Source organism: Salinigranum sp., assembly GCF_041641895.1.
Lineage (GTDB): Archaea > Halobacteriota > Halobacteria > Halobacteriales > Haloferacaceae > Salinigranum.
Window position 1 is genome coordinate 1 of sequence record NZ_JBEPXO010000063.1, and the last position, 23,604, is coordinate 23,604.

The window sequence follows — 23,604 nt, forward strand, 5'->3', positions numbered from 1 at the left end:
GGGTGACGCGCCCGTCCTCAGACGATGGCCGCCAGCGTGAACAGCGAGTAGACCGTCGCGGCGAGGACGGCGACGACGAGCAACGGCGTCGGTTCCGTCGGCGCACCGGACGCCGCCGGGTCCCTGAAGCCGCGAGCGGCCGTCCCGAGGACGACCACTCCGACGACGAGGAGGACGAGCGTCTGGAGCGTCACCCCCGAGAGCCCCACGACGACGGCGCGGAGGAGCGTGACGAGTCCGGCGACGGCGAAGGAGAGCCAGTACAGTCTGGGGTAGTCGACCTCGATGTCTGCCATAGCGACCCCTCGGGAGCGAGGGGCAAGAGGGCACCGCCTCCGTCCCACACAGCCGTCAGTCGTCGGTCGTCGTCGTGGGCACCGAGGACCCGACCCACCGACAGACGACCATCAGCGGGACGCCCGCGGCGGCCCCGACGGGGAGACTCACCGCGAGCGCGGCACCCACGAGGATACCCGCGACCCAGACGAGGCGCGGCCCCCACACCGCCGCTGCCCAGACGCTCCAGAACGCGACTGTCAGGAGGGCGGTCACCAGTCCGGCGGCGCCGCCGGCGAGGTAGCTGTGGGCCCGTCGCCGTTCGACGAGTGCCCACCAGACCACGGCACCGAACGGAGTGGCAGGGGCCGCGACGAGGACCGCCGAGTCGGACGGGAGGGTCAGGACAGTCGCCACCGTCTCGACGGGGGTACCGAGGACCGAGACGAGCGCGGCGGCACAGCCGAACGCGTATCCGCCCGCACAGAGCGACCAGACCGTCGACGACCGACGGGCGGGAGGGGAGGAAGTCCTGTCGGAGTCCACACCACGGTGTTGTCGGGGGCGGTACCTGAACGTGGGGGTTCCGAGCGCGGGCGACCGGAAACGAGGTGCTTAATCCGCTCGCGCCGCTACTCCGGCTATGACCGGTTCCCCCGCAGAGAGCGAGGGACTCGACGCGTTTACACACCTCCACGCTCGCGTCAGGGCGGCGCTCTCCGAGCGGGGTTTCGCGACACCGACCGAGCCGCAACGGCGGGCGATTCCCCCGCTCGCCTCCGGTCGGGACGCGCTCGTCATCGCACCGACGGGCACGGGGAAGACGGAGACGGCGATGCTGCCGGTGTTCTCGGACATCTGTGCGAAACCACCCGAGGAGCGCGAGGGCATCTCGGCACTGTACGTCACCCCCCTGCGGGCGCTGAACCGCGACATGCGGGACCGACTGGAGTGGTGGGGGGAGGAACTGGACGTCGAGGTTGACGTCCGCCACGGCGACACCACGCAGTACCAGCGGACGAAGCAGGCGAACGACCCACCCGACGTCCTGGTGACGACGCCGGAGACGCTCCAGGCGATGCTGACGGGCGAGAAGCTCCGGCGGGCGCTGTCGGACGTCTCGCACGTCGTCGTCGACGAGGTACACGAACTCGCCTCGTCGAAGCGGGGTGCCCAGCTCGCCGTGGGCCTCGAACGGCTCCGCCTGCTCTCGCAGCCGTTCCAGCGAATCGGGCTCTCGGCGACGGTCGGGTCGCCCGACGAGGTGGGGCGGTTCCTCACTGGCGACCGCGACTTCACTGTCGTCGAAGTCGACGTCGGCAACCGCGTGGCGTTCGACGTCCACTGGCCCGAACCGCGGGACGGGGACCGCCTCCTCGCCGGCGAACTCGCGTGTGACGAGGAGATGGCGACGCACGTGCGGTTCATCCGCGACGTCGTTCGCGACCACGAGTCGACGCTGATATTCGTCAACACCCGTCAGACCGCGGAGGCGCTCGGGGCGCTCTTCACGAAACTGGACGAACCCATCGGCGTCCACCACGGGTCGCTCTCGCGGGACGTCCGCGTCGAGGTGGAAGACCAGTTCAAGACGGGCGACATCGACGGCCTCGTCTGTACGTCGTCGATGGAACTCGGCATCGACGTCGGGAGGGTGGACCACGTCGTCCAGTACGGCAGTCCCCGCGAGGTGGCTCGCCTGCTCCAGCGCGTCGGACGAGCGGGACACCGACAGGACCTCGTCTCGGAGGGGACCGTCGTCGTCGGCCACCCGGACGACGCGCTGGAGGCGCTCGTCATCGCCCGCAGAGGTCGAGAAGGCGAGGTCGAACCCGCGGCCATCCACCACGGGAGTCTCGACGTGGTGGCGAACCAGCTCGTCGGCCTGTTGATGGACGTCGGCGAGGTCCGCGCGCCGGACGCGTACGAACTCCTCACCCGCGCGTACCCCTTCCGCGACCTCTCGGAGGCACAGTTCAAGTCGGTCGTCCGGGAGCTGTCGAAGAACCGGCTCCTCTGGCTCGACGAGGAGGCCGACCGGCTGGAGAAGTCCGGCGGGACGTGGCAGTACTTCTACGCGAACCTCTCGATGATCCCCGACGAGGAGACGTACGAGGTGTACGACCTCTCCTCGCGCAAACAGGTCGGGACGCTCGACGAGCGGTTCGTCGTCAACTTCGCCGAACCCGGCGCGTCGTTCATCCAGCGCGGGGAGATGTGGCGTATCGACGACATCGACGACGACGAGAGCCGGGTGAACGTCAGTCCCATCGCCGACCCCACGGGGGAGATTCCGTCGTGGGTCGGCCAGGAGATTCCCGTCCCACAGGCGGTCGCACGGGAGGTCGGCGAACTCCGGAGTGTCGCCGGGGTCCAACTGGAGCAGGGTGCCGACGTCGACGCCGTCGCTCGCGACCTCTGCGCGCGCTACCCGGCCGACGTCGAGACGGTTCGGAAGGCGCTCGACCCGGTCGCTCGCCACGTCGAGACCGGCCACCCGCTCCCGACCGATTCGCGGCTGGTGGTCGAATCGAGCGCACGGCAGGTCGTGTTGAACTCCACGAACGGCCACCAGGTGAACGAGACCCTCGGCCGCCTGCTCGCGGCGCTCGTCGGCCAGCGGACCGGCTCCTCGGTCGGGATGGAAGTCGACCCCTACCGCATCGAGTTCGAGGTGCCGGCGAAGACACGGGCTTCGGCGTTCGTCTCCACTATAGAGGAGACGGACCCCGCCCACGTCGAAGCCGTCTGCGAACTCGCGCTGAAGAACTCAGACACGCTCAAGTTCACGCTGGCGCAGGTGGCCGCGAAGTTCGGCACCCTCAAGCGCTACCAGGGACAGGGCCGCTTCGGCGGCGACCGCCTCCTCGCGGCGCTGGCAGATACCCCCGTCTTCGACGAGGCCGTCCGGGAGGTGTTCCACCGTGACCTCGCCGTGGAGGCGACGGCGGACCTCCTCGGACGACTCCACGACGGCGACGTGGCACTCGACGTCGCCCGGGAGCGGACCCCGCTCGGGACGGGCGGGCAGTCGTCGGGACGAGAGCTTCTGGTGCCGGAGAACGCGGACGCGAGCGTCATCGACGCGGTCCGCGAGCGCATCCAGAACGACCGGGTCATCCTCTTCTGTCTGCACTGTCAGGAGTGGCGGCGGACGACCAAGGTGAGGCGGGTGCGCGACCCGCCCGAGTGCCCGGAGTGTGGTGCGACGCGTATCGCCGCGCTGAACCCGTGGGACGAGGAGGCGGTGAAGGCCGTCCGGGCCCCGGAGAAAGACGACGAGCAGGAACGTCTCACGGAACGCGCGTACCGCTCGGCGAGCCTCGTGCAGGCGCACGGGAAGAAGGCGGTGGTGGCGATGGCCGCACGGGGCGTGGGGCCGCACAACGCGGCACGCATCATCTCGAAGCTCCGGGCGGACGAGGACGACTTCTACCGGGACATCCTCGAACAGGAGCGTCAGTACGCACGGACGCAGTCGTTCTGGGACTGACGTCGGTCTGGAACGCGAGGCGGTCCCCCGTCGCGTGACGCCAGCGACCGACGACGAACGCCCCAAAGGATACACCGACCGCTCGGATACCTCTGGACGTGGACTCGAACAGTCTCCCGCTAGTCCCCGACCTGGACGTGCTCCCTGCCCCCGTCAGGTACCTCGTGCTGGTCGTTCTCGTCGGCGGCCCGCTCCTGTTCGTGGTGCTGATCCTCGTCGGCACCACGAGCACCCCCACCGTCGTCGTCGAGGCCACCGTCGTCGACGCACCTCCGACGGACGAGGGCGACGTGTACGCGCTGTCGCGGTTCCCCGCCGAGAGTCCCGTCCGGGTCGCCGTCGAGGAGGCGCTCAGAGACGGCTCGGCCTCGGTCGAGGCGACGACCGACGAGGTGCGGCACGACGGGGTCCCGGTCACGGACTACTACGTCGAACACGACGGCCGGACCGTGCGAGTGACTGTGACCCGCGGGTGAGGGGCGACGCGTCCGTGTACGAGAGAGACACGACGTGCGCGTGACCGACCGAGCCTCCGCTAGTCCAGGTTCCACTCGTCGAACAGGTGTCCCACCGCCGTCGCGAGTTCCTCGAAGTCGCGGAGCGTGACGTTGTCGGTGGTGATGATGACGCCGTGGTTGTGGGTCGTCACCCGGATGAGGAAGCCGTTCTCGAACACCCGGATGGTGTAGCGGTAGTCGCCGAGTTCCGACCCCTGGTACGCGTTCTGTGTGATGTTGAAGTCCTGCCACTCGCTGCCGACGAACGTGTCGAGGTCGGCGTCGCGTTCGAGGTCACCCCTGAGGTACACCTGTTCGTAGTCGGTCCGGGAGAAGTAGACGACGGAACGGACGCTGTCGCCCGCGGCGGTCCGACACGTGGTCGCGAGGTGCTGCTGGGCCTCCTCGGGGAGCAGTTCGACGTCCGTCGGGGTGTCGTCGCTCATGGCCGAGTGACTGCGCCCCGGGTACAAGAAGGTGGGGGCGGCGGTGATGTACGGGCGAACGACCCGGAGTCGGGTCAGTTGCCGTGTGGGTCGCGGTCCGGGAGGAACGGCAGGACGGCCGAGACGACGGCGACGAGCGCGAGAAAGCCAACGAACGCGGGCGTGGTGAACACGACGACGAGGAGCGACAGCGGCGACACCGCGCCGTCGGCGACGGCCTGTAGCGCCGCCGGGTCGAAGTAGAGAAAGCCCAGCAGTCCGAAGAGAGCGACGCTGAACGCCGTCCGGAGGAACGCCCGGAGCATCCACCACGAGAACGACACGGGCCCGCCGGTGAGTGCGGCCCACTCCCGGCGGACCTTCGTCGGCCACGGCGTCCTCACGCCGTCTCCGCTCCCGTCTCGGAACCGACTCGCGAGTGCATGCCACTCTCACGACGGCCGCGACGATAACTGTTCACTCGGTGAGGGGATGGACGGGGAACGTCGACGGTCAGTCGGTCCCAGGCGAGACGGCCGCGAACGCCGCCTCGAACTCGTCGGCTCCCACGACCAGTTCGTCGGCGTGGTCGTTCGCCGACTCGCCCTCGTACCGGTCGGTGACCGCGACCACGGCCCGGACGGCCGCCTCCCGGCAGAGCGCCTCCAGGTCGGCACCCGAGAAGCCCGCGGTTCGTGCAGCCAGGTCGGCGAGGCCGACGTCCTCGCCGAGAGGTTTGTTCCGCGTGTGGACCGCGAGGATGGCCCGACGGGCCGCCTCGTCGGGTTCAGGGACGTGGACGTGCTGCTCGAACCGACCGGGACGGAGGAGCGCCGGGTCGAGAACGTCCTTCCGGTTCGTCGCCGCCAGCACGACGAGCGAGGGGTTCTCCGCCGCCCGGTCGAGTTCGGTCAACAGTTGCGAGACGACGCGCTCCGTGACCTCGGTGTCGCCACTGCCGCCGCGCTTTGCGGCGATAGCGTCGACCTCGTCGAAGAAGACGATGGCCGGTGCGGTCTGTCGGGCCCGCTCGAACACCTCTCGGACGCTCTTCTCGGACTCACCCACGTATCTGTCGAGCAGCTCGGGGCCGGCGACGTGGATGAAGTTCACGCCCGACTCCGCAGCGATAGCGCGGGCGAGGAGCGTCTTGCCCGTTCCCGGCGGGCCGTGGAGCAGGACGCCAGACGGAGGGGCGGCGTCGGCCGCCTCGAACAACGGGCCGTAGGTCAGCGGCCAGGACACCGCCCGCTCCAGCGCGTCCTTCACGTCGTCGAGGCCGCCGACCGCTTCGAACCCCTCGGTGGGTTTCTCCGCGACGTACTCTCGCATGGCCGAGGGTTCGACGCTCGCCATCGCCCGCTCGAAGTCCGCGCGGGTCACCTCGACGTCCGAGAGCGCACTCCCAGCCTCGCGGCGACGGAGCGCGACCATCGCGGCCTCCGTCGCGAGCGATTCGAGGTCCGCACCGACGAAACCGTGCGTTCGCGCGGCGAGGGCGTCGAGGTCGACGTCGTCGGCCAGCGGCATCCGTCGGGTGTGAACCTCGAGGACCTCCCGCCGCCCCTCCTCGTTCGGGACGCCGATCTCTATCTCGCGGTCGAACCGTCCCCCCCGTCTGAGGGCGGGGTCGAGCGAGTCCACGCGGTTGGTCGCACCGATGACGACCACCTCGCCACGGGCGTCGAGGCCGTCCATCAGCGAGAGGAGTTGGCCGACGACGCGGTTCTCGACGTCGGAGTCGTCGTCTCGTTTCGAGGCGATGGAGTCGATCTCGTCGAAGAAGACGATGGCGGGCGCCTCCTCGCGAGCCCGCTGGAACTTCTGCCGGAGGTTCTCCTCGGAGTCGCCCTTGTACTTCGACATTATCTCCGGACCCGACACGGTGAGGAACGAGGCGTCCACCTCGTTCGCCACCGCCTTCGCGATGAGCGTCTTCCCGGTCCCGGGCGGGCCGTGCAGGAGGACGCCCTTTGGCGGGTCGATGCCGAGGTGGGCGAAGACCTCCGGTTCCGAGAGCGGGAGTTCGATCATCTCTCTGACGAGCTCGAGTTCGCGGTCCAAGCCGCCGATGTCCTCGTAGGTGACGCCCGTCTCGGCGGTCGTCGAGGGGGCCGGCGGGGTGAGCGTCGTCTCCGTCCGCTTCCGCTGTTCGTCGCGCGAGCGGGCGTCGGTCCCCTGTGGAGCCTCGGGAGTGCCGCCGGCCGAGGCCGACGGCTCGCCGTCCCCCTCGCGCATCCGGATGAACACCTTCGTCCTGTCGGTGACGTGGACCGTCCCGTCGGGCTTCGTAGCGTGGACGACGAACGGGGCGTCGCTCAGATGTTCGAGGTGGACCCGGTCGCCCTCGCTGACGGGCCGTCCCCGGAGCCCCCGCTTGACGTGGCGTTCGAGGGCGTCCTCGTCGGTGACGCTGCCGGGCGCGACGACGGTGATGGCGTCGGCGTCGTCGATGTCGACAGTGGAGACGCGGACGGTCTCACCGATTTTCACGCCGGCGTTGGACCGCGTGTCGGCGTCGATCTGGATGCTGCCGGCCGGGAGCGACCCGCGGCCGGGCCACACCCGCGCGACAGTCGTCCGCGCACCCTCGACGAGAACGTCGTCGCCACTCAGGACGCCCAGGCGCTTGCGGGCCGCCTCGGGGAGGCGGGCGATGCCGCGGCCGGCGTCGCGCTTCTCCGCGCCGCGGACGGTCAGTTCGACCGCCGCGTCGTCAGTCATGGGTGGGGTTGGGTCTCGACGGTACTTAGCTTTCTGCGCCGGCAGGGGAGTGGCGCACGTGGTGAGTGGAGGACGGGGGACCGGAGACGTGTCACCGTCCGGTCTCTGCCGGTGTCGACTCCGGAGACACTCCCCGAGTCGCGTCGCGGTGCCGACCCCGGCGACGGCGGGTCTCCGCAGAAATAATTTTGTCAATTGACACCCTACGTCGTGGTATGGTCACGACGACCCGCCGTGAGGACGGGACGTGGTACGAGTGTGAGGACTGCGGGATGCTGTTCGAGTCGGAAGGGGACGCGAAGGCACACGAGGGACACTGCGACACCGACTCGCCGTCGTACCTGCAGTGAGGCGGACGACGGCAGAGAGGCGGACGACGGCAGAGAGCGAGCGCCCGTCGCGCTCCCGTCGACGCGTGACGGTCAGCGGTGTTCGTCGAGCATCGACTCGGCGTGTTCGCGCGAGTTCGCGACCCGCCAGCGGACCTGTGAGCCGTCGCCGTACGCCATCGCCTCCTTGAGCTCGTCCCGGAGCGGTCCGGCGTCGACGCCGAGGGAGTTGCCGTCGGCGTCGCCGAGTTCGTACAGGCCGTAGCGGTCGGGGACCCCTCGGAGCGTCTCCTTCGTGAGCGGCTTCCAGGGCTTGCGGAGGCTCACGCGTCGCCCTCCGTCTCGCGGTCCTCGTCGGTCGTCACGAACTCGTAGGAGTCTTCGCCCCAGTCGTCTTCGACGAAGGCGAACACGCGGCCGCGAGCCACCTCGGGGTCCGCGTCGACCGCGTATCGAAGTTCACCGACGCGGCGGACGACGACGCCCGGGAACAGTTCTTCCTCCTCCCCCTGGTCGAGGATGACACGGCCGACGCCGGTCGATTCGAGGATGTCGTCGTGGGTCTTGAGGTCGTCGACGTACACCAGCACGCCCTCGGAGTCCGTGGGGTCGGTGACGAGGACGTGGAGGTCACGGCCGGGCTGGGTCGTCAGGGTGGTCGACGTCTTCTCGGGGACGCCACGGTAGAGGGTCTTCCGGCCGTCGGTGTACTCTACCTCGACGCCCTCGTCGAGCAACGAGACGGAGAGGGTGCTCGGGGCGACGTCGTTCCGGTGCGGCGCGCTCATGTGTGAGTGGTAGTCACCGGGCGGTAAAGAGGGGCCGGGTTCGGCTCCCGGGTCAGTCGGGCGAACCGTCACACCTAAACGAGGCGTTTACCCACCACAGGGGTATGAAGGGTCGTGCAGTCGCGCTGGGGGCCGGCACCGTGCTGAACGCCCTCGCCACGGGAACCGGGTCGGCGTTCGCGCTCGACGCCGAGACGACGGCGACGGTCGAACTCGACGACTCCGGGGACGTCTCCGGGTCGGTCGCCGGTGCACCCGACGCCGACACCCGACTCGTCGAGCGCTGCGTCGAACTGACCGTCGACCGGTTCGGCTCCGGAGAGCGGGGCGGCCACGTTCGGACCGACAGCGAGGTGCCGATGGCCGCCGGCCTGAAGTCCTCGAGCGCGGCGGCGAACGCGACGGTGCTCGCGACGCTGTCGGCACTCGGCGTCGACGTCGCTGCCGACGCGGACGTGGCTGCGGACGCAGACGCCGGGAACGGCGTGACCCGTCTCGACGCCTGTCGACTCGGCGTCGAGGCCGCCCGCGACGCGGGTGTGACGGTGACGGGCGCGTTCGACGACGCCTCGGCGTCGATGCTCGGGGGCGTCACCTTCACCGACAACACGCGCGACGACCTGCTCTCGCGGGCAGAGCGCGACTGGGACGTCCTCGTCTGGACGCCGCCGGAGCGTGCGTACAGCGCCGACGCCGACGTCTCCCGGTGTGAACGCGTCGCTCCGATGGCGCGACTGGTCGCCGATCTCGTCTCCGAGGACCGGTACGCGGAGGCGATGACGGTCAACGGTCTGGCCTTCTCCGCGGCGCTGGGGTTCCCGACCGACCCGGCCGTCGAGGCGATGCCGCACGCCGCGGGCGTCTCACTCTCCGGCACCGGCCCGAGCGTCGTCGCCGTCGGCGCGCGTGAGGACCTCGAAACCGTCGCCGCTATGTGGGACGAGCGCGACGGGACGACCCGACTGACGACGACGCGAACCGACGGCGCACGGGTTCTCTGACCCCGCTCGCGCCCGGCCCGACGACACCCGACCGCACTCACACGCGACACACCTGCTCACATACTCATGCCCGAGACCAACCCCGAGAACATGGACCTGGACGAACTGCGCACCGAAATCGAGGACATCGACCGCGAAATCGTCGAACTCATCGCACGTCGAACGTACGTGGCCGACACCATCGCCAGCGTGAAGGCCGAACGGGACCTCCCCACCACGGACGAGTCACAGGAAGAGCGCGTGATGGAGCGTGCCGCGGAGAACGCCGAGCGGTTCGAGGTCGACGCCAACCTCGTGAAAGCGGTGTTCCGACTGCTCATCGAACTGAACAAGGCCGAACAGCGGCGGCGTCGGTAGCGACGGCCGCCGGTTCGAAACTCAGGTCCGGTGAGCGTTCGGCCGGTGCCGCCGGGCGGGACGAGTGACTGTGCCGCGCAAAGCCCCCGGCGGTTCTCGCTCCGTCGAGAGAGCAGGACGCGGGAGACCCGTCCACCCGTCCCATCGATGCGCGCCGTTCGCCGTGTGACTGTCGGTGGCTCTCCCGTCTCGCTCCGCGACGACCCGCGCTCTCTGCCGGCCTCGCTGCGAACAGGTCACAGAGCAACCGAGAGTCGCTAGTTTTTCCAATCGGTGCGTCAATCGTCTCGAACTGTCAGATGGTCACCACTCTTACACTCGGTCGCCTCCTCGCCGGACTCGTCCTCCTGCTCGGGAACGGCTACTTCGTCACCATCGAGTTCGCGATGACGCGCGTCCGCCAGTTCACCGAAGACGAGTTCCAGGGCTCTAAGGGGCTCGAACGGGCCTGGGAGATGACGGAACGCCTCGAAGTGTACCTCTCGGGGTGTCAGCTGGGAATCACCATCTGCAGCGTCGGCCTCGGGGTGGCGGCCGAACCTGCCCTCACGGCCGTCCTCAGTCCGGTCCTCTCGGGCCTCGGCGTCGAGGGCCTGCTCGGCGGAGGCGGAGAGGGCGGCCACTCAGCGCTGGCGGCGGTGGCCTCACTCGCCGTCATCAACCTCCTGCACCTCACTATCGGCGAGCAGGCGCCGACGTACCTCGGCATCGAGCGGACCAAGACCATCGCCAAGTACGGCGCGCCCATCCTCTACTGGTGGACGCGAATCCTCTCGCCGGTCATCCGTCTGGCGGACTGGACGGCGAAGGCGCTCCTGTCGGTTCTCGGCGTCGAGATAACTCGGTCGTGGGCCGAGGAGGAAGTCGAGGGGGACGACGGAGCCACGACGCGCGGCGAACTCCTGAGCCGCATGGGCGACGTGTTGACCACGCTGGACGTCCCGCCGGAGCGTCGTCGCGAGGTGATGAACGCCCTCGCCATCGACCAGATTCAGACGGCAGACATCATGGTCCCGTCGGACGACATCGTGGCCATCTCGACCGAATACGACACCGACGAGAACCTCGACATCATCAGGGAGACGCCGCACACCCGGTTCCCGCTCGTGGGGAGGGATCTCGACGACGTGGCCGGTATCGTCTACGTCCCGTCGTTGATGACGCACCTCGACGAAATCGAGGCTGGCGAGCGGACGTTCGCCGAAATCGCGGCGCCGCCCCTGACGGTCCCGCCCGAGTTACCGGTGAGCGAACTCATCGACCGCTTCCAGGCGGAACAGCAGGAACTCGCGTTCGTCGTCGACGACGGAGAGACCGTCGGGCTGGTCACGGCGACGGACGCGTTCGAGGAGATCGCCGGCGAACTGGAAGACCCGCTCGACGAAGACGGGGACGAGGCGTAGGCGGCGCACGGGGCCGGCGGGGTCCTTTTGAGGGTGGAGCCACTCTCGGCGGGCGTGCAGAGCGAGAAGGAGAAGATGCTCGCCGGTGAACTGTACGACGCGAGCGACCCCGAACTCGTCGCCGACCGCGAGGCGGCCCGGGCGCTCACCCGCTGGTACAACGACACCGGCGCGGACCAGCAGGACCGACGGACGACGCTCCTCGGCGAACTGTTCGGGACCGTCGGCGCGGACGTCGCGGTCGAACCGCCCGTCCGCTGTGACTACGGCTACAACGTCCACGTCGACGACGGCTTCTACGCGAACTTCGGCTGCGTCCTCCTCGACGTCTGTCGCATCGACGTCGGGCGGAACTGCCTGCTCGGTCCGGGCGTCCACGTCTACACCGCGACGCACCCGCTCGACGCCGCGACGCGAATCGAGGGCCCCGAGTACGGGGATCCGGTCGAGATCGGCGACGACGTCTGGGTCGGCGGGCGGGCCGTCCTCAACCCCGGCGTCACCGTCGGCGACTGCGCCGTCGTCGCCTCTGGGGCCGTCGTCACCGACGACGTCCCGAGCGACGTCGTCGTGCAGGGCAACCCCGCGACGGTGGTGAAAGACCTCGACTGACTGCCGCGCGTTCGCTCACTCCCACTCGTCGCCGAGGACGCTCGCGACCGCTCCGTCGGAGAGCGCCGGGAACGGGACCGGCGGGTCGGGCGCGGCCGGGTCGGAGAGTCGACGCCGCCACCAGCCCACGTCGTGCCACGCGCCGTGTTTGTAGCCGACGTCGTCGAACAGTCCGACGCGCTCGAAGCCCAGCGACTCGTGGAAGGAGACGCTGGCCGGGTTCGGGAGCGTGACGACCCCGTAGGCGCTCGCGTACCCCTGGTGGTCGAGCAGTCCGAGGAGTGCCTCGTAGAGCAGTCGACCGATTCCCTCGCCCTGCGCTCCCCGGGCGACGTAGACGGAGAGTTCGGCGGTCCACTGGTACGCGTCGCGTTTCCGGAGCGCGCCTGCGTAGGCGTAGCCGACCACCCCGTCCCGCTCGGCGACGAGCCACGGGTACTGCGAGAGCGTCTCCTCGACCGTGGCTTCGAGTTCGCCGACGGAGGGGGGCGTGGTGGCGAACGACACGGCCGTCTCCTCGACGTACGGCGCGTAGATGCGCCGAATCGCTGCGGCGTCGGCCGGTCGCGCCGGGCGGAGTGTCACGTCCATGCCCGGAGCGCGCGACACGGGGAGGTAAGTCCGGTGGTCGGGGATGGAGAGATCACACGATGCGGAGACGTGAGAGCAGATGACGCCCCCGCTCGCCGACGTCGCGTTCCTCGTCCGGTCACCGAACCGCCTGGCGGTCTTGAAGATACTCGCCGACGGGGCACGCGCCCGGGCTGAACTCGTCGAGGGGGCCCCCGTCTCGCGGGTGACGGTCGGACGCATCCGCCACGACTTCGTGGGACGCGAGTGGGTCGTCCGAACCGCGGCCGGGTACGAGACGACGACGCGGTGGCGACTCCTCGCGCGCGAACTGAGTTCGTTGCGGACGCTGCTGCGTGCCCTCGACCGCCTCGACCCGCTCGTCGAGTGGGTCCCCGTCGACGCGCTCGACGTCCCGCTGGAAGCCCGACTCGACGCCCGTCGACTCCGTAGCGCTCACCGACTGAGTGTCGAGCACGGTCACGTCCACCGGCGATGCGACGACCACGACGTTCTCCGAATACAGTCGGGCCGTCGCGCTCTCGACTGTCAACGCGGCACCCTGGTCCGACGCCGTCGACACCGTCAGTCGCGGTAGGCCGCCGCGAGGCCGTCGAGGGCCTCGTGGTGCCGGGTGGGGTGGGGAGCGAGCAGCGGGGAGACGCTCACGTGTCCCTCGACGACGGCCCGGCGGTCGGTCCCCTCGGGGTCGGGCAGGTCGTTCGCCCGCATCCGCTCCCACACCCGGTCGTGGAGCGTGAACCGGTCGTCCCCGTCCAGCCGAGCGGTCATGTCGTACATCGTCGAGGGCTCGGTGATGCGCAGTTCGGCGTCCTCGGCAGCGTCCAGCGGGGCGTTGACGTTCAGATACTCGGCCTCGTCGAAGACGCCCGCGCCGACGGCGTGCTCGACCAGATACGTCGCGGCGTCGGTCGCGGGACGGAAGTCCTCGGGGTCGGTCGCGAGTTCTTCCCACGGCGCGTCGCCACCGGGGACGTACAGCGAGACGGCGATGGCCGGCACGTCGAAGAAGGCCGCCTCCACCGCCGCCGACACCGTCCCGGACCGACCGAGGACGTACGCGCCGAGGTTGGCCCCCTTGTTACAGCCCGCGACGACCATGTCGACGTCGGGGCAGAGCGACTCCAGTCCGACGACCGTACAGTCTGCGGGCGTCCCGTGGACGGCGTACCCGAGGGAGTGCTCCTCGACGAGCACGTTCGTCGACATCTGTCGACCGACGGCGCTCTTGTCCTCCGCGGGCGCCACCGCGGTCACGTCCGCGACCGACGACAGCGCGTCGTACAGCGCCCGGAAGCCGACGCTGTCGATGCCGTCGTCGTTCGTCAGGAGGATGTCCATACCCCACACATCGATGGGCCGAGCAAAAACGCACCGCTTGTGCGACCCCGCGCCTAGGTCTCGATGTCCCGGTAGAACGCCCGAACCTCGACGCGTTTGTCGTCGGCGGCCGTCCGGAGCGCCGCGACGACGCCCGAGAAGCCCCGGGCCCGCGAGGGGATCCGCCCCCCGGCGTCTCTGAGCGCTTTCTCACCCCTGGAGAACGCCGTCTCGGCGTCCCGGCCCAGGTCGGCGGCGGCGTACGGCGCCCCGCTCTGCCGGCGGCCGCGCGCCCGTGCGAATAGGCGGACCCCCTCGACCACCATCGCGAGGGCTTCGACGACGTCCGCCAGGACGTCTACCTCGGCGTCGAACTGGTCGCGCTTGGCCAGATACGCCTCCCGTGAGAGCGCGTCGACGACGGTCACCGAGCGTTCGTACCGGACGTTCGAGAGGTCGGTCACCGTCCCTTCGGCCCGCGCCTGTCGGGCGTTCGCCCGGTCGGCGAGCGAGCGAGCGCTCTCGGGGTCGACGAAGTCGATGGCGGTGACGACCCCTTCGAGGTCGTCGTGCGCCTCGATGAGGAGAACCTGCGCGTCGATGCTGAGTCGGAGGAACTCCTCGACGCGGCCGAGGCGAGCGATCTCTTCTTCGGCCTCGGCCGGCAGTCCCTGCCTGTCGGCCGCCTCGTACGCCCGGCGGGCACGGTAGAGGTAGTCGACGATGGCGGCGGGGGCGAACGTATCGGTGGCGGCCGTGACGCCGGTGAGCGAGTCCCCCCGCCCGGCGTCGACGTAGACTTCGACGGCGCGTGAGAGCTGTTCGCGCGATAGCGCGAGGAGGTCCGACACGCTCATCCGGCGAAGCTCCGCGTTCGTCGGCGTCTCCTCTCCGGAGGGAGCGTCCGCCGACCCCCCGTCCTGTCCGGGGGTGCCTGACTCCGGGACTGCAGTCTCGGCCGAACCGCCGGAGGTAGCGCCGCCGGAGTCGTCCGACCCTCCCGACCCGGACCCACCGCCTAGCGGGTTCCCGACGAGGCCAGTACAGCCGGAGAGTCCGGCGACGGCGACGAGGAGCGCGCGCCGGTGCATACCCGCTCTGCTCGCCGGGTATGGTTAATCCTGTCGGCGAGCGTATCTATGTTGATAACTGCAGACGGACCGTCGTGGCGGGCCGTTAGTGCGGTGACGAGCGATATGTCCTCGTGAGTCGCAACGGTGAGATTCGGTGGCCGGTCGCCGGCGGTCGGGGTCGATGGTCACCACGCTCGCCGGGGAGGCGGGTCGACCGCGGTCAGCCGAGGAAGTCGACGACAGTCGTGTCGTCGACGACGAGGTTGTATGCCTCCTCGTCGTCGTTCCAGAGCGCGAGGGCCTGCTCCAGTCGGAGGACCGCACCGTAGGGGGCCCCCTCGAGGGTCTCGTTGAGCGACGTCCGGCGGGTGAGGACGCCGAACACGCCCGTCCCCTCGCTCCCGTCGCCGAGTTTGAACAGCGGGTTGGCGTCGGCGTCGTCGGTCAGGTCGTGACTCAGTTTGACCGCGAGGAGGTCGATGCGCTCGGTGACGTGGCGGTCGAGTTCGCCCATCTTCGCGTGTCGCTTCGGGTTCGCCCGGACGTCGCTCCGCCGGACCCCGTCGGGGCGCAGGACAGCGTAGGCGAACTGGACCGTCGTGTTGACGAACGCGTCGGGGTCGTCGGCGTCGGCCGCGAGCCGCGACTGGAACGGCGGGACCGCGACGTCGGGGCGGACGTCGAACGACCAGCCACGGTCCCCCGGTTCGGCGTCCGGCCACAGCCGGAGCGTCGGGGCGTACACCGTCGCGCCCGTCCGGGCGACCACCGCACGCTCCACCTCTCGAAGCGTCGTCGCCGTGTTGAGGTCCGCTGGCTCGAGCGCCACGACGGTGCCGTCGTCGGCGAGCGCCGGGAGCGACGACGCGACGACCGAGACGGGGTCGTCCAGTTCGCTCAGCACGTTCGAGAACAGGAGGAGGTCGAACGGCGTCTCGCCGGCGAGTTCGTCCAGGTCGAGTGCTTCGACCCGCGACCGGTGGACGGTCGGGTGGAAGTTCCGGCCCGTCTCCGCGAGGAGGTGTTCGAGGACGTCGGCGGCGGCGCTCGGTTCGACGGCGTGGTAGTCGACCAGCGCGTCGTCGGGCAGGAAGTCGTGGAGGCCGAGCGCCGGGCCGCCGGTGCCCGCGCCGACGTCGAGGACGCGAAGCGGCGTCGACAGCAGGTCACGCTCGGTCAGGGTGTCGAGGACGTAGCCGACGCTGGCGTAGTAGTCGGGGAGGTGGTAGAGGCCGTACGCGTCCGCCACCCCCTCGTCGTACTCGACCGGATGCTGGCGGTAGTAGCGCTCCTTCAGCCGACGGACCGTCTCGCGCAGTCGCGCCCCGGACTCGCCCTCGTGCCAGCCGAGCCCGTACCGCTCGACGAGGTGGTTCTCGAAGGCGTCCGCGTAGCGGGTGGGGAAGGCGTCGGGCGCCCAGCCGCCCTCGACGACCCGTTCGGGGGCTGGGACGAACGTCCCGTCCGTCCGCTCGACGAGGCCAAGATCGACCGCCTCCTCCCGGAGGACCTGTCTGACGACAGCCGGGTGGGGGCTCCCTTCGACGTACTCGTGTATCTCGTCGGGGTCGACGGGGCGGACGTTCCGAAGGTACTTCGCGTTCGACCGGATGCCCTCGCGGTCGGTCATCGCTCCGCACCCCACCCGTCGTCCGGGCTGGTGTCTCCCGGACCGGTGTCGTCGTCCACGTCGCGGGTGCCACCGTCCCCGTTCGGTGCACTCGCCTCGCGGTACAGTTCGTCGAACGCGTCACCGTCGGCGGCCGCGACGCGGGCGGCCGCCTCGGCGACGCGTTCCGCCCCCTCGAACGTCTCCTGGATTTCGCGGTAGACGCGCGGCTTCCCGCCGGTGACCATCTCGACGGCCTCCTCGAGGGCGGCCGACACCGGCGTGTGGAACTCCGGTCGGACGTCGCCCGCGGCGAGCGCGTACGCGAGGACGGCCGCGTGGGCGCTCGACTGGACCGTCTCCATCGCCCGGTCGTGTTCGTCGGGAGTGGTCTCGAACACCGTGTTACCCGCCGCCTCGAGGGCGGCACGGATCCGGTCGGTCGCCGGCCCCGGCGCGTCGACGACGCTCGCGACGGTTCCCGGCGCGTTCGACGGGGCGAACAGGGGGTGGAGGCTGACCCGTTCGCCGTCGGGGAGGGCGCGTCGCATCGCGCCCACCGGCGCGGCCATCACGCCCGAGACGTCGACGATACCCTCTCGCGCACGCCGCGCCTGCTGGTCGATGCTCGCCTCGACGGCCGAGATGGGGACGGCCACGCAGACGACGTCGTATCGCTCGTCGCCGTCGACCGGCACGTGTCGGGCGTCGAGGGCCGCCGCCGCGTCGGCCGCGGCTGTCGGGTCCGCGTCGGCGAACGCGACGTCGGCGTCACCCGTGTGTTCCCCGACGGTGTCGGCGAACCACCGACCCATCGACCCCGCGCCGACGACGAGCAGTCTCATCGCTCCACCGTAACTCGGGCCGTCGCAAAAGGCTTCGGAACCGTCCGCCGCCGGGCGCGCCGGGCCTCATGCCACCGGCGTGAGCCTGACCCGCGGCCACGGGACGGGTTCCTCGTCGTGACCGGTGAGCGTCCCGTCGAGTGATACCGTCTCGGTGGCAACCGGGTCCGCGAACCTGACTGTGAACAGTGGCGTCGCCGCCTCGACGTCCGTCCCGTGTCCGTCGACGTCGACTGCGCGGGCGCGAACCACGCCGCTCCCCTCGTCGAACGTCTCGAACAGTCGCGTCAGGAGGCCAGGGTCGACCGCTTCGACGGCGGTGTCACCCCGCACCGTGAGTTCGTACCGCCGGACGCCCGCCGGCGGGTCCTGCACGACGACGGCGACGGCGTCGGAGCGCGTCACGTCCACGTCCTCTCCGCCGCCGTCACCGCGGTACGCCTCGTCCGTGGGGTCGGCATCCGCAGTCGGTTCGCGGAACAGTCGAGCGAGTCGGTCCACCAGAGACACGTCTGGTGGGAGGGCCGGGAGCGAGAAGAGGATATCGGCCGTCGATTCGGACCGCCAGTTCGTCTCCAGATGTCGAGACGTTCGTCCCGCTTCGACTCCTCGTCAGACGAGTGGCAGACGGTGAGAATCTTTCCTGATAATCAGGGGCGATGAGTTATACCGGCAGCAGGCGTGCTGACGGGACGATGAAGTTTCCACGGGTCTCGGGTTCGAATCTCGACGGGAATCACCTCCCGCTTCCCGGCTGGTTCGACGGAGACCCGACCCTACTCCTCATCTCTTTCCAGTGGCAACAACGGTCTCTCGTCGACCCCTGGTGTTCGGTCGCCGACCAGCTCGCGGCGCGGTACGACGACTTCGAGTACTACGAGTTGCTCGTCGTCGACTGGCGGAGTCGGATGCTCATCGGCCGGACGCGCCGGGCTGACCTGCTCACCACCGACCAGCACGACCGGATGGTCGTCCTCCGGGTGAACAAGCGGCAGTTCCGTCAGTCGCTCGGCCTCCTCGGCGAGGACACCGTCTACGCGCTCTTGCTCGACGACGACTACGTGGTCCGCCAGGCCGCCGGCTTCCCCGTCTCCTCGACAATCGACGGACTCCGGACGTTGCTCGAAGAGTGGGAAGACGCCCGCCCGCCGACGGGCGTCGAGGCCGGTCAGACGACGAACTCGACGGGGTAGTCGGTCAGGTTCTCGTAGCCCGACTCCGTGACGACGACGAGGTCCTCGATGCGAACGCCTCCCACAGCGGGGTCGTACAGGCCGGGTTCGATGGTGACCACGTGGCCCGGCCGTAGCTCCTCGCCGTCGGGACTCACGCGCGGCCGTTCGTGGACGTCGAGGCCGACGCCGTGGCCCGTCGAGTGGATGAACCCCACCTCCGTCTCCGGGTCGGACCGGAGCGTGGGGTAGCCGGCGTCCTCGTACACGTCGCAGACCGCGTCGTGTACGTCGGCGCCGGTCACGCCGGGGCCGAGCGCCGCGAGTGCGGCCTCGCGCGCCTCGTCGGTCACGTCGAAGCGCCGCCGCAACTCCGCGGACGGGTCGCCCTTGACGAACGTCCGGGTCATGTCCGCGTGGTACTTCGTCTCTTTCGAGCGAGGGAAGATGTCGACGATGATGGCCTCGTCGGCCCGGAGCGGACCGCTCCCTCTGTCGTGGGGGTCGGCGGCGTCGGCGCCGCAGGCGACGATGGTCTCGTCGAGGCCACAGCCGTGACGGAGGAGCGTCACCTCGATCTCCTCTTTCACTCGTTCCGACGTCAGGACCGCGCCCTCGTGGTGGAGGACCCCACCTTCGACCGTCGCCTCCCGCAGCAGGTCCTCGGCGGCAGCCATCGCCGCCTCGTTCGCCCGCTGTGCGTCGCGGACGTGTTCGACTTCCTCGTCCGACTTCGTCGCCCGGATGCCCGTCACGACGTCGGTGCGGTCGGCCGTCACGTCGACGCCCGTCTCGCGGAGCGCGTCGCCCACTCCCAGCGGGAAGTCCGCGGGGACGGCGACGCTCCCGACGGCGTGGTCGGCTAGGAACGTCGCCACGGTCCGTGCCCGGCCCGCGACGGGCCCGTGGTCGGTGACGTTGTCGCGGTGGTCGTAGTCGACGAGGCGGGCCACCGAGGCGACGCCGTCGACCTTCGTCGCACGGCCGTACTCGAGACTCGACACGAGGAGGTGGAGGCCGCTGCCGTCGGTTCCGCCGTCGTTCGCTCCGTCGTTCCCGTCGGCAACGTCCTCGGGGACGTACAGCGTGACGAACGGGTCCGGCGCGTCGAAGCCCGACAGGTACCGCTGGTTCGAGTCGGTCCCGTCGGCGTCGACGAGGTAGCCGTCCGCGCCGGCGTCTGCGAGACAGTCGTCGAGGGCGCTGAGGTCGCGGGTCATAGCCCCCGGTTGGTGAGCGAGGGCAAAACGGTTGTCCCACCGCCCGCGCGCTCATTCCCGGTCGGGGAACTCGCCTTTCACCACGGACACCAGACAGTCGAACTCCTCACCGAGGTGGACCAGCAGATCGTCGAGCGTGACGATGCCGACCAGAGCGCCGTCGCGCATGATGGGGACGCGTCGAACCCCCTGTTCGCGCATCTGCCGGGCGACGGCCGCCACCTCGGCGTCGGGCGTCACCGAGAAGACGTTCGTCGAGAGGATGTCGTTGGCGATGCACTCGTCGGGGTGACGGCCCTCCGCGAGTCCCGAGACGACGACGTCGCGGTCGGTGAGCAGACCGGCGACGGTCCCCTTCCCGTCGACGACGACGACGCTCCCCACTCGCTCGTCCCGCATGACGCGTGCGACCTCTGTGAGGGTCGCCTCGAGGTCGACGGTGACGACGTCGCTGCGTGCGAGGTCTTCGATGACCATACCCGGGAGTACGTCGACGAGTGGTAAATCGCTGTGGTCGGGACCACCGGTCGACGACACGACGCTCACGACTCGCCGGGTTCCGGTAGCCTTTCGTCGCCGCTCTCCGACGCCCGCGTATGGACGTCTCTATCACCCACTCGGCCGTCGCGGGTGACGCGCGGGCCCCACCGTCGAAGAGCTACACGCACCGAGCCATCCTCGCCGCCGGCTACAGCGAGGCGGCCGCCGTCGCGGACGCGCTGGTCAGCGCGGACACGCGGGCGACGATGCGCGCCGTCAGGGCGTTCGGCGGGGCGGTCGAGCGCGCGGGGTCGACTGTCGACGTCACGGGCTTCGGCGGTCGACCCGAGACGCCGGACGACGTCGTCGACTGCGCCAACTCGGGGACGACGATGCGTCTCGTCACGGGGTGTGCGTCCCTGGGAACGGGACTCACCGTGCTGACGGGCGACGACTCGCTCCGGTCGCGACCACACGGCCCGCTCCTCGGCGCCATCACACAACTCGACGGCCGCGCGGAGAGCACGCGCGGGAACGGGCAGGCGCCGCTCGTCGTCGGCGGGAACGTCGCCGGCGGTGCGGTGTCGATCCCGGGCGACGTCTCCTCGCAGTTCATCACCGCCCTGCTGATGGCCGGTGCGGTCACGGAGTCCGGCATCGACGTCGAACTCGAGACGGCACTCAAGTCCGCGCCGTACGTCGACATCACCATCGAGGTGCTCGCTGACTTCGGCGTCGAAGTCGAGCGGACCGACGCCGGGTTCTCCGTCCCGGGTGGGCAGTCCTACGAGGCCGAGGGCGGGACCTACCACGTTCCGGGCGATTTCTCGTCGATGTCGTACCTCCTCGCGGCGGGCGCCGTCGCCGGCGACGAGGGGGTGACCGTCCACGGGGCGCGACCGAGCGCACAGGGCGACTCGGCCATCGTCTCCATCCTTGAGCGGATGGGGGCCGACGTCGACTGGGACCGCGAGGAGGGGACCATCGACGTCTCGCGGACGCCGCTGTCGGGCGTCGAAGTCGACGTCGGCGACACCCCTGACCTCCTCCCCACTATCGCGACGCTGGGCGCCGTCGCCGACGGCGACACGCGCATCGTCAACTGCGAACACGTCCGGTACAAGGAGACCGACCGGGTGAGCGCGATGGCCGAGGAACTCGGCGAGATGGGCGCCTCGGTCACGGAGGAGCACGACAGCCTCACCATTCACGGCTCCGACACGGACCTCGTCGGTGCCGAGGTGGACGGCAGGCACGACCACCGGATCGTGATGTCGCTGGCCGTCGCGGGTCTCGTCGCCGAGGGGACGACGACCATCCGCGGCGGGGAGCACGTCGACGTCTCCTTCCCCGGGTTCTTCGACGTCCTCGACGGCCTCGGCGCGACCGTCGAGCGGGACTGAACGACCCGGAAGCCGCGTACCGAGCACATCGCCGGTATCGACTGTACGACCGACGGCTACGACTCGTCGCGCCACACCCCGGTTCGTCCGGCCGCCGTCCGGCGTGCGATGGCGTCGACCCACCACACCTTGAGGGTCATCGCGACCAGACACACGCCGACCGTCGCGACCGGCCGCTGCCTCCAGGCGGCCCACAGCGCCAGCAGCGTCGCCGGCACGTTGAGGAGGTTCAGGACGTTCGGGTAGTCGAGTCCCATCGTCCCGCGTCCCTCGCCGAGCCACTCGCGTTCGGCGAGGACCACACGGGAGAGCCACGAGTTCGTCCGCTCCGGTGGGGGGAAGGCGACGGGGTTGACGACGGCGAACCCCAGCGTGGCGAGGAGGAGTCGCCCGTCGCGGGTGTACACCGCGTACAGCAGGGCTGGCATCGTCAGGAAGCGGGATCCCGCGCTCCAGGGGTTGGCGTGGCGTTCCCAGAAACGGGTCTGCAGACGGCTCCGGAGGGAGGGGCTGTCGGGGACCATACGGTCGTGTCACCCCCTCGTACGAAGGCTATTCCGGTCGGGAGCCGGGCCGGCAAGGTGGGCGCGTTCCGCACCGTTGAAATGCCCACCCTTCCCACACCCACGTAATGAACGGAAACCGATTCGGTCGTCTCTTCCAGGTGACGACCTACGGCGAGTCCCACGGGGAGGCGATGGGCGTCACCGTCTCCGGCTGCCCGGCGGGGCTGGAACTCTCCGAGGAGGACATCCAGCGCGAACTCGACCGGCGCAAACCGGGGCAGTCGATGATCACCACGTCCCGGGGGGAGCCGGACGAGGTGGTCATCAACTCCGGCCTCCAAGACGGCTACACGACCGGGACGCCCATCGGGATGGTCATTCAGAACAAGGACGCCCGGTCGGGCAAGTACGAGCCGTACGTGACGGCCCCGCGGCCGAGTCACGGCGACTTCACCTACTCCGCGAAGTTCGGGACCCGGAACTGGGGCGGCGGCGGCCGGTCCTCGGCCCGGGAGACGGTCAACTGGGTCGCCGCGGGCGCCATCGCGGGGAAGATTCTCGACTGGCACGGTATCGAGGTGAAGGCGCACGTCAACCAGATCGGTGACGTCGAGGCGCCGCCCGTCACGTTCGAGGAGATGCTCGAACACACCGAGGAGAACGAGGTACGGTGTGCCCACCCCGAGACGGCCGAGGAGATGCGCGAGCGCATCGACCAGTACCAGAAGGAGGGCGACTCCATCGGCGGCTCGATCTACTTCGAGGCACGCGGCGTGCCCCGGGGGCTGGGTGCACCGCGGTTCGACTCGTTCCCCGCTCGCCTCGGACAGGCGATGTTCTCCATCCCGGCGACGACGAGCGTCGAGTACGGCCTCGGGAAGGAGGCCCGCGAGTGGACCGGGAGCGACCGGAACGAGGACTGGGAGTTCGACGAGAGCGGTGACCCGGTCCCGGAAGGGAACAAACACGGTGGTCTCCAGGGCGGCATCACGACGGGACAGCCAATCTACGGCGAGGCGACGTGGCACGCGCCGACGTCCATCCCGAAGACGCAGAAGACGGTCGACTGGGAGACCGGCGAGGAGAAGGAGATTCAGGTCGTCGGCCGGCACGACCCGGTCCTGCCGCCGCGGGCGGTTCCGGTCGTCGAGGCGATGCTCTCGCTCACTATCCTCGACTTCATGCTTTTGGGCGGACGAATCAACCCCGACAGGCTGGACGGCGAGGCGGGCGCGTACGACACCGACTATCATCCCTCGTCGCCTGACAGTTCGTAGCGCCAGCCAGTCAGTCGCCGACACTAGCTTCGACTATCGAAGCTTCGGAGGCTCCCGATTCTGTCCCTTTTCGACGTAATAGGCATACAATATAAGGTCTATCATCATCTTTCCTTGTCAATCCATAGCAAAGTCTTTAATCGATACATCGTCTACACCTTGGGTAGAGGCCTACGGGGCCGTGACCACAATATGACTGACGA

The 23,604-nt window shown here is 69.7% G+C and carries 27 protein-coding genes; 11 read left to right on the forward strand and 16 right to left on the reverse strand.

The annotated features are described in order from the left end of the window. Positions 1-17 precede the first annotated feature (17 nt). Positions 18-296, reverse strand: a complete 279-nt coding sequence (locus ACESK5_RS13480; RefSeq protein ID WP_372912100.1) for a hypothetical protein — start codon at positions 294-296, stop codon at positions 18-20. A gap of 55 nt (positions 297-351) precedes the next feature. Then, entirely contained in the window at positions 352-822 is a 471-nt protein-coding gene (locus tag ACESK5_RS13485; RefSeq protein WP_372912101.1) for a hypothetical protein, read from the reverse strand. 97 nt (positions 823-919) lie between these two features. On the opposite strand from ACESK5_RS13485, the gene ACESK5_RS13490 reads away from it, so the two are divergent. Together ACESK5_RS13490 and ACESK5_RS13495 are read left to right on the forward strand one after the other, a co-directional pair. Continuing rightward, on the forward strand, positions 920-3,769 hold the full coding sequence (locus ACESK5_RS13490) for a DEAD/DEAH box helicase (protein ID WP_372912102.1): 2,850 nt from the start codon (positions 920-922) through the stop codon (positions 3,767-3,769). A gap of 98 nt (positions 3,770-3,867) precedes the next feature. Continuing rightward, complete coding sequence (locus ACESK5_RS13495; RefSeq protein ID WP_372912103.1) at positions 3,868-4,245, forward strand: hypothetical protein; 378 nt, start codon at positions 3,868-3,870, stop codon at positions 4,243-4,245. Positions 4,246-4,304: 59 nt separating this feature from the next. Here the strand turns inward: ACESK5_RS13495 and ACESK5_RS13500 are convergent, their stop codons facing one another. The 3 genes from ACESK5_RS13500 to ACESK5_RS13510 all read right to left on the reverse strand — a co-directional run bounded on the left by ACESK5_RS13500 (position 4,305) and on the right by ACESK5_RS13510 (position 7,415). Further along, positions 4,305-4,712, reverse strand: coding sequence for a hypothetical protein (locus ACESK5_RS13500; protein ID WP_372912104.1), 408 nt, complete (start codon positions 4,710-4,712; stop codon positions 4,305-4,307). Between the two features lie 74 nt (positions 4,713-4,786). Next, positions 4,787-5,095: a hypothetical protein gene (locus ACESK5_RS13505; protein ID WP_372912105.1), complete on the reverse strand. Its 309-nt coding sequence runs from the start codon at positions 5,093-5,095 to the stop codon at positions 4,787-4,789. A gap of 109 nt (positions 5,096-5,204) precedes the next feature. Further along, positions 5,205-7,415, reverse strand: coding sequence for an AAA family ATPase (locus ACESK5_RS13510; RefSeq protein ID WP_372912106.1), 2,211 nt, complete (start codon positions 7,413-7,415; stop codon positions 5,205-5,207). 215 nt (positions 7,416-7,630) lie between these two features. Between ACESK5_RS13510 and ACESK5_RS13515 the strand changes: the two genes are divergently transcribed. Beyond that, a complete protein-coding gene (locus tag ACESK5_RS13515; RefSeq protein ID WP_268951685.1) occupies positions 7,631-7,765 on the forward strand; it encodes a hypothetical protein in 135 nt (44 codons plus the stop codon). Positions 7,766-7,837: 72 nt separating this feature from the next. On the opposite strand, the gene ACESK5_RS13520 is transcribed toward ACESK5_RS13515, so the two are convergent. Then, positions 7,838-8,071, reverse strand: coding sequence for a hypothetical protein (locus ACESK5_RS13520; RefSeq protein WP_372912107.1), 234 nt, complete (start codon positions 8,069-8,071; stop codon positions 7,838-7,840). Further along, positions 8,068-8,532 carry a DUF5796 family protein gene (locus ACESK5_RS13525; RefSeq protein ID WP_372912108.1) on the reverse strand — a complete coding sequence of 155 codons (465 nt, stop codon included), beginning with the start codon at positions 8,530-8,532 and terminating at the stop codon, positions 8,068-8,070. Before ACESK5_RS13525 ends, ACESK5_RS13520 begins: the two co-directional genes overlap by 4 nt. Positions 8,533-8,636: 104 nt before the next feature. Between ACESK5_RS13525 and ACESK5_RS13530 the strand changes: the two genes are divergently transcribed. The 4 genes from ACESK5_RS13530 (at position 8,637) to ACESK5_RS13545 (ending at position 11,905) form a co-directional block, all read left to right on the forward strand. Further along, positions 8,637-9,533, forward strand: coding sequence for a shikimate kinase (locus ACESK5_RS13530; protein WP_372912109.1), 897 nt, complete (start codon positions 8,637-8,639; stop codon positions 9,531-9,533). Between the two features lie 66 nt (positions 9,534-9,599). Next, entirely contained in the window at positions 9,600-9,890 is a 291-nt protein-coding gene (locus ACESK5_RS13535; RefSeq protein ID WP_372912110.1) for a chorismate mutase, read from the forward strand. Positions 9,891-10,189: 299 nt separating this feature from the next. Continuing rightward, positions 10,190-11,293, forward strand: a complete 1,104-nt coding sequence (locus ACESK5_RS13540; protein WP_372912111.1) for a CNNM domain-containing protein — start codon at positions 10,190-10,192, stop codon at positions 11,291-11,293. 54 nt (positions 11,294-11,347) lie between these two features. Beyond that, positions 11,348-11,905 (forward strand): maltose acetyltransferase domain-containing protein, encoded by a 558-nt coding sequence (locus ACESK5_RS13545; RefSeq protein WP_372912112.1) that lies wholly within the window; start codon positions 11,348-11,350, stop codon positions 11,903-11,905. Between the two features lie 15 nt (positions 11,906-11,920). On the opposite strand, the gene ACESK5_RS13550 is transcribed toward ACESK5_RS13545, so the two are convergent. Continuing rightward, on the reverse strand, positions 11,921-12,496 hold the full coding sequence (locus tag ACESK5_RS13550; RefSeq protein ID WP_372912113.1) for an N-acetyltransferase family protein: 576 nt from the start codon (positions 12,494-12,496) through the stop codon (positions 11,921-11,923). Between the two features lie 79 nt (positions 12,497-12,575). On the opposite strand from ACESK5_RS13550, the gene ACESK5_RS13555 reads away from it, so the two are divergent. Continuing rightward, positions 12,576-13,073: a hypothetical protein gene (locus ACESK5_RS13555; RefSeq protein ID WP_372912114.1), complete on the forward strand. Its 498-nt coding sequence runs from the start codon at positions 12,576-12,578 to the stop codon at positions 13,071-13,073. Here the strand turns inward: ACESK5_RS13555 and surE are convergent. The 5 genes from surE to ACESK5_RS13580 form a co-directional block, all read right to left on the reverse strand. Then, the gene (gene surE, locus ACESK5_RS13560; protein WP_372912115.1) at positions 13,061-13,837 is read right to left on the reverse strand and encodes a 5'/3'-nucleotidase SurE; all 777 of its coding nucleotides are present in this window, start codon (positions 13,835-13,837) and stop codon (positions 13,061-13,063) included. The genes ACESK5_RS13555 and surE overlap by 13 nt on opposite strands. A gap of 53 nt (positions 13,838-13,890) precedes the next feature. Beyond that, positions 13,891-14,907 (reverse strand): hypothetical protein, encoded by a 1,017-nt coding sequence (locus tag ACESK5_RS13565; RefSeq protein ID WP_372912116.1) that lies wholly within the window; start codon positions 14,905-14,907, stop codon positions 13,891-13,893. Positions 14,908-15,109: 202 nt separating this feature from the next. Beyond that, positions 15,110-16,519 carry a small ribosomal subunit Rsm22 family protein gene (locus ACESK5_RS13570; protein WP_372912117.1) on the reverse strand — a complete coding sequence of 470 codons (1,410 nt, stop codon included), beginning with the start codon at positions 16,517-16,519 and terminating at the stop codon, positions 15,110-15,112. Then, entirely contained in the window at positions 16,516-17,343 is an 828-nt protein-coding gene (locus ACESK5_RS13575; RefSeq protein WP_372912118.1) for a prephenate dehydrogenase/arogenate dehydrogenase family protein, read from the reverse strand. Before ACESK5_RS13575 ends, ACESK5_RS13570 begins: the two co-directional genes overlap by 4 nt. A gap of 66 nt (positions 17,344-17,409) precedes the next feature. Next, entirely contained in the window at positions 17,410-17,853 is a 444-nt protein-coding gene (locus tag ACESK5_RS13580) for a hypothetical protein (RefSeq protein WP_372912119.1), read from the reverse strand. 185 nt (positions 17,854-18,038) lie between these two features. On the opposite strand from ACESK5_RS13580, the gene ACESK5_RS13585 reads away from it, so the two are divergent. Next, complete coding sequence (locus tag ACESK5_RS13585; RefSeq protein ID WP_372912120.1) at positions 18,039-18,536, forward strand: hypothetical protein; 498 nt, start codon at positions 18,039-18,041, stop codon at positions 18,534-18,536. On the opposite strand, the gene ACESK5_RS13590 is transcribed toward ACESK5_RS13585, so the two are convergent. Then, a complete protein-coding gene (locus tag ACESK5_RS13590; protein ID WP_372912121.1) occupies positions 18,512-19,735 on the reverse strand; it encodes a M24 family metallopeptidase in 1,224 nt (407 codons plus the stop codon). The two genes, ACESK5_RS13585 and ACESK5_RS13590, sit on opposite strands and share 25 nt — an antisense overlap. 51 nt (positions 19,736-19,786) lie before the next feature. Continuing rightward, complete coding sequence (locus ACESK5_RS13595) at positions 19,787-20,212, reverse strand: cyclic nucleotide-binding/CBS domain-containing protein (RefSeq protein WP_372912122.1); 426 nt, start codon at positions 20,210-20,212, stop codon at positions 19,787-19,789. A 119-nt stretch (positions 20,213-20,331) separates the two neighbouring features. Between ACESK5_RS13595 and aroA the strand changes: the two genes are divergently transcribed. Beyond that, positions 20,332-21,618 carry a 3-phosphoshikimate 1-carboxyvinyltransferase gene (gene aroA / locus ACESK5_RS13600; RefSeq protein ID WP_372912123.1) on the forward strand — a complete coding sequence of 429 codons (1,287 nt, stop codon included), beginning with the start codon at positions 20,332-20,334 and terminating at the stop codon, positions 21,616-21,618. Positions 21,619-21,674: 56 nt separating this feature from the next. Here aroA and ACESK5_RS13605 read toward each other — a convergent pair whose 3' ends face one another. After that, positions 21,675-22,142 carry a DUF6653 family protein gene (locus ACESK5_RS13605; protein WP_372912124.1) on the reverse strand — a complete coding sequence of 156 codons (468 nt, stop codon included), beginning with the start codon at positions 22,140-22,142 and terminating at the stop codon, positions 21,675-21,677. Between the two features lie 107 nt (positions 22,143-22,249). On the opposite strand from ACESK5_RS13605, the gene aroC reads away from it, so the two are divergent. Continuing rightward, the gene (gene aroC / locus ACESK5_RS13610) at positions 22,250-23,401 is read left to right on the forward strand and encodes a chorismate synthase (RefSeq protein WP_372912125.1); all 1,152 of its coding nucleotides are present in this window, start codon (positions 22,250-22,252) and stop codon (positions 23,399-23,401) included. Positions 23,402-23,604: the final 203 nt, after the last annotated feature.